Genomic DNA, 13,527 nt, shown 5'->3' with positions numbered 1-13,527 from the left:
TGGGTGAATCGGAACATGAAGGGAACCGTACACGATGTTCAAGCGCGTGCTGAGTGTCGCGATCGCGGCTGTGGTGATCTTGCAGGGGGCACAGGGGGGCACCGGTGTCGCCGTGGCCCTGGACGCGGATCGCGGATCCGCGTACTCCGGCACACTGCTCGCCGCCGCTGAGCCCGCAGTCACGCATCCATCCGGGGTGCGGGTAGGCATTGTGCGCACGCAAGCCGCCGCCGACACCCGAGACTATCTGAGCGGCACCCCGCTTAACACTCACTACGACTTCCGCGTCGATCAAGTAAAGAGGCTCCTCGATTCGCACGGGTTCGTGAGTGCGTACGTCAACGACGCGGACCTAGCGTCACTTGCGACCTTGAAACAGTTCGACGTGCTTGTCTTTACGATGACGCTTGCGACGACTCCTGCTCAGCGAACCGCCATCAGGGCGTATGCGAGTGAAGGCGGGGGAATCGTCGGCAGCTTTGCCCTGTCTCGCTGGGACGCCGATCCCTCCTACAGATTCGGTTACCTGCCGTTTTTGGGCATGCACGGTCATCCCGGAGTCTACACATGGCCGCCGAGCTCCGCCGCGCTCAAGCCCTGGGAATGGGGCGAGATATCCGAGATATACAACGTCAAGTTTCGAAATGATCCGCTCATTTCAGGTCCATATCATCTTGAGCACACAGGTTCGCATTGGATACTGACTAACGGATTTTCGACCGGAGAGTCGCGCCTGCTCGTCGACAAACCCAACCGTTACAACGAGATTATCTACACGATGCCGGGGGTGAGAAACGTTACCCCTCTCTACCGCTACAACACGCTTGTGAACGGGACGCCTGCGGATGACGCCGAGTCCGGTCATCTTGCGGGATGGACAGCGGAGTACTATTTCGGCCGTTTCGTCTACTTTGGATTCCATATGCACGACCTCATCAGTGAGGGGTGGGCGGCGGACGCCCGCACGGCAAGCGTGGCCAGGCGCGTGCTCGTAAACTCGGTCAGATGGGCGGGGAGCCCGGGCGGCTATACCCACCTGCGCAAGGCGGTCGAGATGACTGGATCCGCCTGGTACACGCGCGAAACGCTCTATGTCGATCAGACCGTTCGCAATACGGGCGGGGTTTCCCTCAGAGGTCCATTGAGAATCGAAGTAAGAGACCCTGCCGGCACGCTCGTCTACTCGGGGCAGGCATATGACAATCTGTGTTCGCTCCCTCCCGAGTGGTCATACACGCACAAGAGCTACACAGTGCCCCTTCAGAATCCGCGCGCAGGGACGTGGAGTATCCGGATGTCGTACCAGTATTTTGACTACTTCCGTAACGGGTGGGTCGGTGCCGAGCGCATGCTTCATATCGAATCGAGCGGCTCGCGTATGTCGGGCGCACGACTGGGCCAACAGACGCTTGTCGGGGCTAGCAACCGTCCGGTCATCGGAACGAGGCTGGCAGGAACTGATCGATACGAAACGGGCGTGCGCCTGTCGCAGCAGGGCTGGCCGACAGGTGTTGCTGCTAGCAGGTCGGTCGTGCTTGCCACGGGCACTGACTATCCTGACGCTCTCGCTGCCGCCCCGCTTGCTGGAGCACTCGACGCGCCCGTGTTGCTCGTACCCCGGACGGCCCTGACGGCGGGCATCTTGGCTGAGCTTCGCCGCCTGTTTAACGGACGCGCGAGCGGCGTGCTAGTTGTTGTTGGCGGAGAAAATGCCGTCCCGTCGCCGGTTATTGCCGAGGCGGTCCGATCGCTGTCCGCTGCCGGAGTCGCGGTGACGGTCGACAGGATCGCGGGAAACGACCGCTTCGGGACAGCCCGGGCGATCGCCGAGAGGGTCGGCACTCCCAATGAAGGTGTCTTCGCCCGCACCGCGTTCGTGGTGAGTGGACAGAACTACCCCGACGCTCTCGCGATCGGCTCACTCGCTGCGGCAGCGCGCGTTCCGATCCTTCCGGTGCGCGTTGGATCGATACCCGTCGATATCCAAGAGGCGCTCAAAACGTTAAAGGTTGAGCACGTGACGATCATCGGCGGAACCGCGGCGGTCAGTACGACGGTCGAAGAGTGGCTCGAGTCCGCCGGCCATCGCGTGCCGGGCGTCCGTGACGGGGCCACGAATGTCAACACTCGTCTCGCAGGTGGCGGCCGCTACGAGACCGCCTTGCTCGCGGCCGACTTTGGTGTGGCCCTCTCGGGCATGGACGATGCGAACCTCTACTTCGTGACCGGTCGCAACTGGCCCGATGCGCTCGCGCTCGGCCCCGTGGCGGGCAAAGAGGGTCGCATGGTCGTACTCATCGACGGCGAAGAGATCGGTGGCTCTGACCCCGTCGCGGACTACCTCGTGGGCCGACGTGGCGATCAGCTCAGCTGCACCTTCGTAGGAGGCCCCTCTGCGATCTCCGACTACGTTCGGGGTCAGGTAAGGATCGCTCTCGGCCGGTGATGCCGACGGTGCGCCTGACCGTCTTGACTCGCACTAAGCGGCTCCGATACGGTGAACTTGCTGGTCTTGCACTTGCGCACCCCGAAAGGTCGTGTCCCTATGTCACGTGCACGCGTCATCTGGATCATCTGCGGTATGTTGGCGCTCGTGCTCGCGGCGCTATCGGCGATGGCATGGGCTCAGCCCCGTCTGCTCGAGACCGATCTCGAACGGCTGGCGATTGCTCGTTCGGTGGGTTATCAACCTCCCGTGCTGGTGGATTACGACTCGGCGCGGCCGCGACACTACTTCATCGACATGAGCAACATCGCTAAGGGTGTCCGGAAGGGAGTTTATGCCGATCCTCCCCTCGATGCGCGTGGTGTCCCGGTAGTTGATTACGCTACGAATCCAGTCGCGGGTGCCAACGAGCCCCGGGCGTACAACCCGATCACGACCGCCCAGTACGGGCTCGCGCTCTATGGCGAGTACCTAAATGGCGAGGATCGCTCCCTCGATGCTTTTTTCATCCAGGCGGATTGGCTCGTGGAGAATATGGCTTCGGACGGGGGGATCTACTACGAGTTCGATCTCCCTGGCAGGGATCTCTTCGCCCCGTGGCTTTCCGGGATGGCCCAGGGTCAGGCTATCTCAGTACTGGTGCGCGCGTACTACGAGTCAGATGATGAGCGGTATCTCGAGGCCGCCCGGCTGGCGTTCGAACCCCTCTCGCGCACTTTTGACGAGGGCGGCGTGATGTACATCGATGACTCGGGAGGCGTCTGGCTCGAAGAGTACCCCGAGGAGCCCCCGAGTCATGTGCTCAACGGGATGATCTTTTCACTGTTCGGTCTCTACGACCTGATGCAGGCGACTGGTGACGAGCGTGTCGCTCGGCTGTTCGAGGACGTCTCGGAGACGCTTGCCGACAACCTGCATCGTTATGAACAAGACGGGTGGATCCGGTATCAACTTACTGTCGAGGAGGCTTGGGCGCGCGGGTATTACCGGCTTCACATATCGCAGCTGCTCGCACTTGCCGCGCTGACGGGTGACATGCGTTTCCAGGAGGCGGCCGAGAAGTGGGAGCGCCCGATTGTCGCTGAGCGCCGCTGGCTCCTCGAACGCACCGTGGTGCGGATGCTCGAAGCGCTCGGTCCTGGGAACGGGGGCCGGTGACACCGGCTCTCATCGCGTCTTGCCTGATATACTTGCGCGGTTGCGTTGACACCCGCGCGAGAGGAAGGTAGGGCCTGCCCGGTGCGCGTATGGATCGACATCACCAATTCACCGCACGTCCTGTTCTTTGAACCCCTCGTTGAGGAACTCCGCGCGGCTGGGCACGAGGTCGAAGTGACCGCCCGCGACTACGCTCAGACCGTCGGCCTGCTTAACGCCAAGAACATCGAGCATCATCTGATCGGCAGGCACAGGGGCAAGAGCCGCGTGAAAAAGGCGTGGGGACTCGTGAGCCGTTCGATCGCCCTTGTGATGTTTGGCGCGCGCGGACGCTTTGACGTCGCGTTCAGCCACAACTCAAACGACCTTGCCGTTGCGGCGTGGCTCTTGCGATTGCCGCACCTCATCGTGCACGACTATGAGCACGCGAATCTGAGCTACGCCGTCAACGCGCGGCTCGCTACACGCATTCTCGTGCCGGAGGCGATCCCGGCGGAGGCGATCGTGGCGCACGGCGCGCATCCAAAGAAGGTGGGACACTTTCCCGGTCTCAAGGAGCACGTCTACCTATCACCCGCCAGCGGCAAGGCACAGGATGTGCGCGGGCTACTCGGCATCCCTGAAGATGCGGTGCTTGCGGTGGTGCGCCCTCCTGCCACGATGTCGGCGTACCATCCGATGGACAACGACTTGTTCACGCAAGTCATCGCCCGTCTCGGCACCGATGAGCGGGTGCGGATGGTCATTGTGCCCCGCACCCCAGAACAGCGCGAGGATCTCGCGCGCGCGCTGCCTTCAAACGCGATCATCCTTGATCGCGTGCTTGACGGACCTTCGCTCATCACCGCTGCGGATATGGTTGTCTCGGCGGGTGGCACGATGAATCGCGAGGCGGTTGCGCTCGGCACGCCGGCGTACACGGTGTTCGCCGGAACGATGGGAGCGGTCGATGCTGATCTCGTCGCGCGCGGTGCGCTTTCTCGCGTCTACTCGCCGGAAGACATCCCGATACGTCGAAAGAGTCAGGTGCCGGGATGGCTGGCCGAGAATCGGCAAGTGATTCTTGACGAGATCTATTCGATGGTGAAGGAGTGAGCGGCATGAGGGAAGGTATTGAGCGGGTGCTCGATGAGGCGGTCGCCTCTCTCACTGGTCTGGCGGGCCGCAGGCGCCCGAAGGTGGGCGTCGTGCTCGGTTCGGGACTCGGCGGCGTCATCGATGCGGCGGCTGATGTCGAAGAGGTTCACTACTCCCAGATACCTGGTTTCGCCGTTTCCGGCGTCAAAGGGCACGTCGGCTCGCTCGCGTTTGCCCGTGTCGGCGGAGTGGAGAGTGTGGTGATGAGGGGTCGCGTGCACCTCTACGAAGGGCACGAGCCACACGTCGTTGTCCACCCGGTGCGCACGCTCATCAGGCTCGGCGTAGAGGCGCTCGTGTTGACCAACGCGGCAGGCGGTCTGGCTCCGAAGCTGTGCGCAGGCGACATTATGGGAATCTCGGATCACATCAACCTTACCGGCACGAGCCCGCTTGCGGGGCCAAACATTGACAACCTGGGTCCGCGGTTTCCGGTGATGGCCGGCGCATACGATGAGGACCTTCGCGCACACGCACGTGCGGTGGCCCAACGTGAGGGAATCCCGTACGCGGAGGGTGTATACGCCGGCGTCCTTGGACCGGCGTTCGAGACGCCGGCGGAGGTCGCGGCGCTCACCCGCCTTGGAGCTGACGCGGTGGGTATGTCGACGGTGTTCGAGACGATCGCGGCGCGACACGCCGGAGTGCGCGTGGTGGCGCTCTCGCTCATCACTAACACGGCTGGCGCTCACGATGACGGTGGCCATGAGGCCGTGCTCGCCGCAGGCGAGGCCGGGGCGGCCCGTATGGCGACTCTCGTCACCGCGCTCGTCTCGGTGGCGTGCGAGGCGACCTGATACCCTGTACGGGCCTACTTGCCACACCTGGACAGGGATCTACTGAAAGGGAACGATTACGATGCTCCATCACATCAAGGACCCCGCGCTCGCCGGAACCGGCAAGGCCCGGATCGAATGGGCCGACCACGACATGCCGGTCCTCGCGAGCATCCGCGAGCGGTTCGCCGCCGAAAAGCCCCTTGAAAACATGCGCATCTCGGCGTGTTTGCACGTGACCACCGAGACCGCGAACCTCATGCGCACCCTCGCCGCTGGTGGCGCGGAGTGCGTGCTGTGCGCGAGCAACCCGCTTTCGACGCAAGATGACGTCGCCGCCGCGCTTGTCGAGCACTACGGAATCCGTACCTACGCGATCAAAGGTGAGGATACCGCCACGTACTACGCGCACATCGATGCGGCGATCGACCACCGTCCGCACATCACGATGGATGACGGCGCGGACGTGGTGGGTCGCATCCATGCCGAGAAGCCCGAGGCGCTCGAAGACATCATCGGCGGGACCGAAGAGACCACGACCGGCGTGATCCGCCTGAAGGCGATGGCTGCTGACGGAGCGCTCAAGTACCCGATCATCTCCGTCAACGACGCCGAGACAAAGCACCTCTTCGACAACCGCTACGGCACTGGACAGTCCACGATCGACGGGATTATCCGGGCCACCAACCGTCTGGTCGCTGGGCGCACGGTGGTGGTGTCGGGGTACGGATGGTGCGGCCGCGGGGTCGCAATGCGCGCGAGCGGGTTGGGCGGCAACGTCATCGTCTGTGAGGTCGACCCGCTCCGCGCGCTTGAGGCCGTGATGGACGGCTACCGCGTTATGCCTGCGGTCGAGGCGGCGGCCCACTGTGACATCTGGGTCACGGTGACCGGCGACATCAATGTAATCGACGCGCCGATGTTCGAGACGCTCAAAGACGGCGCCATCATCTGCAACTCGGGACACTTCAATGTCGAGATCAACATCGCTCACCTACGCAATAATGCCGTCGCAACACGCGAGGTGCGGCCGCTCGTCGAAGAGTTCACCATGCCCGACGGCCGGCTCATCTACCTGCTCGCCGACGGTCGGCTCGTTAACCTCGCGTGCGCCGAAGGTCATCCGGCGAGCGTCATGGACATGAGCTTTGCGAACCAGGCGCTTTCCGCGGAGTACATGGCTAGAAACGCCGCCTCGTTTGAGCCCGGCGTTCACCCGGTTCCGCGCGACATCGACGAGAGGATCGCTGCGCTCAAACTGGCGACGATGGGGATCGTGATCGACACTCTCACCGCTGAGCAGGAGCGATACCTTGCCTCGTGGCAGGAAGGCACCGTCTGATATGGCTAACCTCGACAACATGCCCCGCACCATCTGGTGGGAGGACGGCACGGTCAGGCTCGTCGACCAGACGCGCCTGCCGCTCGTGGGTGATGTGCTCGTGTGCAACCGCTATGAAGGCGTGTGCACGGCCATCCGCTCGCTTGCGGTGCGCGGGGCGCCCGCGCTTGGTGTCGCCGCCGCTCTCGGGATCGCGCTTTGGATCGTGACCGAATCAGACCACCTTGAGACGGCAGACGAGTTTCTTGCCGCCCTCGATCAGGTGGCCGCCGAGATCACCGCGACGCGGCCCACCGCGGTCAATCTTTTCTGGGGCGCGGAGCGGATGAGGGCGGCCGCTCACGACAACGCGGATTTACCACTCGATGCGCTCAAGGATCTTCTCGTGACCGAAGCGCTTGCGATGCAGTCGGAAGACGAGGCGCGCAACCGCGCCATCGGCTTGAACGGCGCCGAGCTGATCACGCCCGGTTCGCGCATCTTGACGCACTGCAACGCTGGCTCGCTTGCCACCGCTTACTTTGGCACCGCGCTCGGCGTGATCTTCACCGCCGCCGAGCAGGGCAAGGTCGCAGGTGTATGGGTCGACGAGACCCGTCCCGTGCTTCAAGGTGCGCGTCTCACGGCGTGGGAGCTTCGTGTCGCCGGCATTCCGCACACACTCATCACCGACAGCATGGCCGCCCATGTCATGCGGGCCGGGGCCGTTGACGCTGTCATCGTCGGGGCTGATCGCATAGCCGCAAACGGTGACGTCGCAAACAAGATCGGAACGTACGGACTTGCGGTGCTTGCCAAAGAGCATGGTATCCCGTTTTACGTGGCGGCTCCCACGTCAACTGTCGATCTCACGCTCGCGAGCGGCGACGGAATCGTCATCGAAGAGCGTGATGAGCGCGAGGTGACGGGGTTTACGGTCTCGGGGACTTTTACCGCCGAGTCCCCTATCGCCGCAGCCGCGTTCGATTCGCTCACCGAGCACGGTGCGTACGATCTGCCGATTGCGCGAGGCCACCAGATGCAGATATCACGCAAGGGCGGTGCGTACCACTTTGATGGCTGGTTCAGGATGGCGCCCCCGGAGGTGCCAGTGTACAATCCGGCGTTCGACGTTACCCCCGCGTCGTATGTGACCGCTATCATCACCGAGTGCGGGGTGGCTCGGCCGGAGTTCGCTGCGTCGCTTGTCGAAGCGTGCGCCGGAGCGGGCGCGCTCAACGAGATCCGCCGGGGATAGGCGCGGCAGATGGACGCGGTCGAGCTTGCGCGAATCATCGCGACGCTGCTCGGCCTGGTGGCGGTTGGATGGGCACTCCGCGTGGCCGGAGTGCTCACGAGTTCCGACGCGCGCCCCATCCACGCGGTCATCGTCTACGCGGGTCTACCCGCTCTGGTGTTCAGTTCGATTCACGGCGCCAAGCTGGGTCCCGAGCTTCCGGCTATCGCTCTTGTCGCGTGGACGGCGTTTGCCGCATCGGCGCTCGTCGCGTTCGTGCTTTCGCGGTTACTGCGCCTACCGGGGAGGATAGCGGGCGGTTTGATCGTGTTCGCCGGTCTTGGCAACACGGGCTACATCGGCTATCCGGTCGCGCAGGCGCTCTTAGGAGAGACAGGTCTCGTCCGAGCGATCTTCTACGATATCTTTGGCACGGTTGGGGCGCTTCTGACCGTCGGTGTGTACGTCGCATCTCGCTTCGGCGCACAGGACGGTCCGCCTCCCAACCCCTTGCGCGAGGTGCTCACTTTCCCGGGGGTCATCGCACTGGCGGCTGCGCTCGCGCTGCGTTCAGTGGAGATTCCGAGTGCGGTCAGTTCTGGGATAGACGCTCTTGCTACTCTGGTCGTGCCGCTCATCATGATCTCGGTCGGTCTCACGCTACGGCTCAGGCGACTTACCGAGCACAAGCGCGCGCTTGTTTGTCTTGCAGTGGTGAAACTGGTGTTTTCTCCGTTGATCGCGTTCGCTGCGGGATCGTTCCTGCTTGGCGATGTAGATGCGCTCCGGTTGGCGGTTCTCCAAGCGGGGATGCCGGTCATGATGTTGTCGATCGTGTTCGGGACGCGTTTCGGGCTCGACACCGGGTTCCTCGCGTCGGCGGTCGTCGCTACCACCGTCGCGTCGGTGGTGAGTATCCCGCTTATGCAGGTGCTCATGTATTGATGTCGCGCCCGCTGAGAAGGAGTGGGCGTCTGTGGGCTTGCTGGAAGGTTTGCTCGAGCTTCTCTGCCCCACCCGGTGTGCCGGGTGCGACATGCCCGGCCAGGTGCTGTGCGGTTCGTGCCACGCGGCGCTTCCGCAAATTGAGCGCGCAAGCGCGTGCGTCCGGTGCGGAGCCCCGTTCGGACACCTCGTGTGCACCGAGTGCTGGCACAGAGAGCTGGCCTTCTCGGCGTCCGTGTGCTTCGGCTCGCTTGAGCATCCTCTTGCGCGCTGCATGACACTGTACAAGGACGCGGGTGAGCGAAGGCTCGGGCGGGTACTGGGAGAGGCGCTTGCGGCAGACCTTTCGGTCTGGAGTGGATGGCCCGATGCGGTAGTGCCGGTACCGGCGTCACCGCACGCTCTCAGGACGCGTGGTTTCGATCACACGTACATGCTGGCCGAGAGAGTGGCCCGCGAACTGGATACCGTTGCCATTCGGGCGCTCAGTGTACGACCCGCACGTGATCAACGTCGGCTCGGCAGGGTTGAGCGCGCGCAGAACGTGGCGGGCGCGTTCACGGTTATGCCAGGCGTGCACGTGCCCGCGAAGGTGCTTCTAGTCGACGACGTGATGACCACAGGCGCAACGCTCGACACCGCGGCAGGAGCGCTTCTTGCCGCCGGTGCTGATGAGGTACGCGTCGGCGCCGTCGCTCGCGCGTGGTAGAATACGCCTGCTTTCACTCGGGTCTGTGGTTGCGGGCGCGCAAGCGCCTTAGTCCAAGGTAGGCGCGGCCGAAAGGACCCACGTAAGCCGGAAGCCAAGCTTCCGGACGAGCATGGCGCGCCTTAGGGGTAAGCCGTACCGCCTTGCTTTCTCGGGCGAGAGGGCTAGTAGTGAGATGACATCAAGCGACCGCTCCAGTACGCGGGTGTGGGGTCAAAGACCAGGTCAGCCGAGTGAAAGCATCGATGTTGAACTGGAGGGACGGATGTTGCGCGTGCGGATCGTGTGGGCGGCTCTGATCGTGCTCCTGCTCTTCGGAGTGTCTGGTTGCGGTTCGAAAGAAGCGCCCGAACCTGGCGTCGAACCACTGCTTGCTCCGCCAGTTATCGGCGAGGCCGGCGTGCTGCGTGTAGGAATCGATCTTCGCCACCCGCCGTTCGGGGGGCTTGACGATGGCCGCGAGGCAGGACTTGACGTCGATGTCGCCTCGGCGATAGCCGGTGAACTGGGCCTTGAGCTGGAGATTGTCGAGGTTGATTCCGCCGGTGCGGCCGCTGCGTTTGAGGCCGGCACGGTCGATGCGGTGATGTCTGTCCCGCTTGACGAGCAGGTTGTGCTCGACATGTCCTTCGCGGGGTTCTACGCAACTACAGGTCCCGCGCTGTTCGCGTCGGCAGAAGAGACCGTCACGCCCGCGCGGCTTGGGACGCTCAGAGTTGCGGTTCAGGAAGGCTCGGCGGCGTACTGGGAGTTTGTGTATGACTACGGAGAGGATCGGGTGACGGCGTTTCCCACCCTCCGGGAAGCGTTCGAGGCGGTCTCAGCGGGCGAGGCCGACGTGGTTGCGGGCGACGCTTTCACGTGCTCGTACATTGCACGGGACTTCGAAGGCATCGTGTTCCACTCCCAGTTTGCCGCGCCCGCGCAGATTGGCATCGCTGTGCCCTTGGACGCCAAGGAGTTGTCAACGGCGTTGCGCGGGGTTCTCGACGGACTTGCGACGGGCGGCGTGCTCGATACGATCAGGGCGAAGTGGGTCGGCGACCTTCCGGAACTTGAGGCCACACATGAGGAAGATGCATAGAATACGCACGATGCTGAATGGAGTAACAGGCTTTTCACAACAAGACACATTTCGTGTATCGTGTGTAGCCGGTAGTTCATAGGGGTGCCCTCGTTGTCGGGGGTGCGACCGTTGAATTCAAGGAGGAATGATGTACAGAGTTAGGAAACCGCTTCTTCTGGCACTCGCACTGACGTTGGCTGTCGGTGTCATGGGTCTTGCCGGTTGCGGCGATGCAGGCGGGGAGACGCGAGTCATCGCGAGCGTTGCCGACCTCGGCGAGGGAGACAAGATCGGTGTGCAGTCGGGTACGACTGGAGAGATCTGGTCGAAGGAGAATCTTGAGCCCAAAGGCGTCGAAGTAGTCCCGTACGATGATATCCTTGCCGCATTCGCGGCGCTTCAGGCCGGCGACGTCGTTGGCGTCATCAATGATCTGCCGATTTCTCAGGAGATCGTCGCTGACGAGACGCGCGGCGTCCACGTCGTCGAGGAGATCGAGACCGGAGAGCAGTACGGTTTTGCATTCAACCAGCAGAACACCGGCCTGCGCGACGCAGTCAACTGGGCGCTCGCCGAGGTGATTGCGGACGGCACGTACACCGAGATCTACGAGAAGTGGTTCGGTGCACCCCCGATGTCGATCCCCGAGGGTGCGTATGACGGTGACAGGCCGGACGACGCGGACATCGTGACGCTTACCCCGGGCAAGATCATCGTCGGCTCGGACACTGCTTATCCGCCCTTCGAGTTCGTCGAGGGTGGGGAGATCGTGGGCTTCGATGTCGACATGATGAATGCAATCGGCGAGAAGCTCGGCTTCGAGGTCGAGTTCCTGACATACAAGTTCGATGCTCTGATCACCGACCTGCAGGCTGGAACCTCGTTTGACATGGTCGCTTCCGCGATGACCATCACCGAGAAGCGCGCGCAGTCCGTCGATTTCTCTGACCCCTATATCAATTCGAACCAGTCGCTCGCAGTAGTCAAGGGCGACTAGGCCAAGATGGTGCGGTAGAGTGGGGCCGACGACCTGCCGTCGGCCCCATTTTTCTGTCTCGTGACCAAGGAGCGCGATTGTGGAGGGTTTGCTTGAGTGGTGGGAGTCGAATCCCGTAACTCATCTATTCTTGTCGCCGGCGATCATGGCAGAGGCATTTCCCGTCTTGCTGCAAGCGTTCCCGGTGGCACTGCTCTTCGGTTTCGGCGCTTTTGTCCTGGGCATGCCGATAGGCTTGCTTCTCGCGCTCCTGAAGATGTCACCCAGGCGTCTTGCTCGATGGCCGGTGACGTTCTACGTGGACGTGATACGGGGAACGCCGCTCTTCCTTCAGATACTCCTCGTGTTCTTTGGCCTACCGCTTTTTCCCTTCTGGAAAAGCATGATCCAGGCGAATCCATGGATGAACGAGGCTGCGATCCTTGGAATCTCTTGGTCGTTGTACCTAAGGGGTTTCCTTGTCTTGAGCGCAAATTCGGCAGCGTATATGTGCGAGATATTCCGCGCGGGCATAGAGTCGATTCCCCGTGGGCAGATGGAGGCGGCTCGCTCTCTTGGTATGACGGCACTCCAGGCGATGTTCTTCATCATCATCCCTCAGACGGTGCGACGCATTCTGCCCACCATGATGTCCGAGTTCATCTTGCTGTTTAAGGACACGGCGCTCCTCGCAGCCGTTGGTATTCCAGAAGTCGTCCTCCGTGCTCGCGAGGTCGCCGCAGCCAGGTTCAACCCTTCAGCGTATGTTCTTGCGGCGTTTTTCTACCTGGCGCTTACGATCCCGCTTGGCCGAATAGTCGCCAAGATGGAGGAGAGACTTGCAGCTTCTGAAGGCCGAGGTGGAGCACCGAGGCCAGCGACAAACTCTGATAGTGACGATCAGGATGATGTTCCTCCACGTATAGAGACCGTGCAGGGCGTTACAGGAAGGGTGTGAGGTGAAGCAGTGACCGCGAGCGGACCGAGTTCACAGCATGCCACCGGTGCGGCACGTGTCGATGCGGCGGAGCCGATTCTTCGAATCAAGAACCTTCAGAAGGCGTTCGGGGATCTGGAGGTGTTGCGAGGCGTGGATCTTGAGGTAGCGAAAGGCGAGGTCGTCGTCATCCTTGGGCCGTCAGGATCAGGGAAATCTACGCTTCTCAGATGCGTGAACAGACTTGAGGAGCCGACGGCGGGTGAGGTTTGGTTCGAGGACGTCATGGTGAACGCACCAGGGACCAACATCAACCGCGTGCGTGAGCGGGTCGGCATGGTGTTTCAATCGTTCAACCTGTTCCCTCATTTGACAGCCAAGGGGAACGTCATGGTAGCGCTGCGCAAGGTGCTTCGTCTCACGGCGAATGAGGCGGCTTGTGCCGCAGTCGAGCAACTCGAGCGCGTAGGCCTTGCTGACAAAATCGACTATTATCCCATCCAGCTCTCCGGTGGCCAGCAGCAGCGAGTCGCGATTGCGCGGGCGCTCGCGATGGACCCTCACGTGATGCTCTTTGACGAGGTGACTTCGGCCCTCGATCCCGAGCTGGTGCGCGAGGTGCTCGAGGTTATGAAGGCGCTCGCGCGGGGCGGGATGACCATGATGGTTGTCACGCACGAGATGGGCTTCGCCCGCGACGTCGCGGACCGCGTCATCTTCATGGATGAGGGTCTCATCGTCGAGCAGGGGACGCCGGATGAGGTCTTCGACAAACCCGTGCACGAGCGGACAAAAGACTTCCTCGGCCATATCAGGTAG

Annotated in this window: 12 protein-coding genes; all 12 read left to right on the top strand. The window is 62.5% G+C overall.

Going from position 1 to position 13,527, the window contains the following annotated elements:
- Positions 1 to 34: 34 nt before the first annotated feature.
- Positions 35 to 2,446, top strand: a complete 2,412-nt coding sequence (locus KGZ40_09220) for a cell wall-binding repeat-containing protein (protein MBS3957686.1) — start codon at positions 35 to 37, stop codon at positions 2,444 to 2,446.
- A 99-nt stretch (positions 2,447 to 2,545) separates the two neighbouring features.
- A complete protein-coding gene (locus tag KGZ40_09215) occupies positions 2,546 to 3,604 on the top strand; it encodes a hypothetical protein (protein ID MBS3957685.1) in 1,059 nt (352 codons plus the stop codon).
- A gap of 81 nt (positions 3,605 to 3,685) precedes the next feature.
- Positions 3,686 to 4,699: a DUF354 domain-containing protein gene (locus tag KGZ40_09210; protein MBS3957684.1), complete on the top strand. Its 1,014-nt coding sequence runs from the start codon at positions 3,686 to 3,688 to the stop codon at positions 4,697 to 4,699.
- Positions 4,700 to 4,704: 5 nt separating this feature from the next.
- Positions 4,705 to 5,538, top strand: coding sequence for a purine-nucleoside phosphorylase (locus tag KGZ40_09205; protein ID MBS3957683.1), 834 nt, complete (start codon positions 4,705 to 4,707; stop codon positions 5,536 to 5,538).
- Positions 5,539 to 5,599: 61 nt separating this feature from the next.
- On the top strand, positions 5,600 to 6,859 hold the full coding sequence (locus KGZ40_09200; protein ID MBS3957682.1) for an adenosylhomocysteinase: 1,260 nt from the start codon (positions 5,600 to 5,602) through the stop codon (positions 6,857 to 6,859).
- 1 nt (position 6,860) lies between these two features.
- Positions 6,861 to 8,096: an S-methyl-5-thioribose-1-phosphate isomerase gene (mtnA, locus tag KGZ40_09195; protein ID MBS3957681.1), complete on the top strand. Its 1,236-nt coding sequence runs from the start codon at positions 6,861 to 6,863 to the stop codon at positions 8,094 to 8,096.
- A 9-nt stretch (positions 8,097 to 8,105) separates the two neighbouring features.
- Positions 8,106 to 9,020 (top strand): AEC family transporter, encoded by a 915-nt coding sequence (locus tag KGZ40_09190; GenBank protein MBS3957680.1) that lies wholly within the window; start codon positions 8,106 to 8,108, stop codon positions 9,018 to 9,020.
- 31 nt (positions 9,021 to 9,051) lie between these two features.
- Positions 9,052 to 9,729 carry a ComF family protein gene (locus KGZ40_09185; protein MBS3957679.1) on the top strand — a complete coding sequence of 226 codons (678 nt, stop codon included), beginning with the start codon at positions 9,052 to 9,054 and terminating at the stop codon, positions 9,727 to 9,729.
- A gap of 265 nt (positions 9,730 to 9,994) precedes the next feature.
- Complete coding sequence (locus tag KGZ40_09180) at positions 9,995 to 10,813, top strand: transporter substrate-binding domain-containing protein (protein MBS3957678.1); 819 nt, start codon at positions 9,995 to 9,997, stop codon at positions 10,811 to 10,813.
- 130 nt (positions 10,814 to 10,943) lie between these two features.
- Positions 10,944 to 11,792, top strand: a complete 849-nt coding sequence (locus tag KGZ40_09175) for a transporter substrate-binding domain-containing protein (protein ID MBS3957677.1) — start codon at positions 10,944 to 10,946, stop codon at positions 11,790 to 11,792.
- A 79-nt stretch (positions 11,793 to 11,871) separates the two neighbouring features.
- Entirely contained in the window at positions 11,872 to 12,729 is an 858-nt protein-coding gene (locus KGZ40_09170; GenBank protein ID MBS3957676.1) for an amino acid ABC transporter permease, read from the top strand.
- A 75-nt stretch (positions 12,730 to 12,804) separates the two neighbouring features.
- Positions 12,805 to 13,527 carry an amino acid ABC transporter ATP-binding protein gene (locus KGZ40_09165; protein ID MBS3957675.1) on the top strand — a complete coding sequence of 241 codons (723 nt, stop codon included), beginning with the start codon at positions 12,805 to 12,807 and terminating at the stop codon, positions 13,525 to 13,527.

It is taken from the genome of Clostridiales bacterium (genome assembly GCA_018333995.1).
In the GTDB taxonomy this organism is placed as follows: domain Bacteria; phylum Actinomycetota; class Coriobacteriia; order Anaerosomatales; family SLCP01; genus JAGXSG01.
Note: the sequence above shows the minus strand (reverse complement) of the source record. Positions and strands in the feature narration are given on the sequence as shown.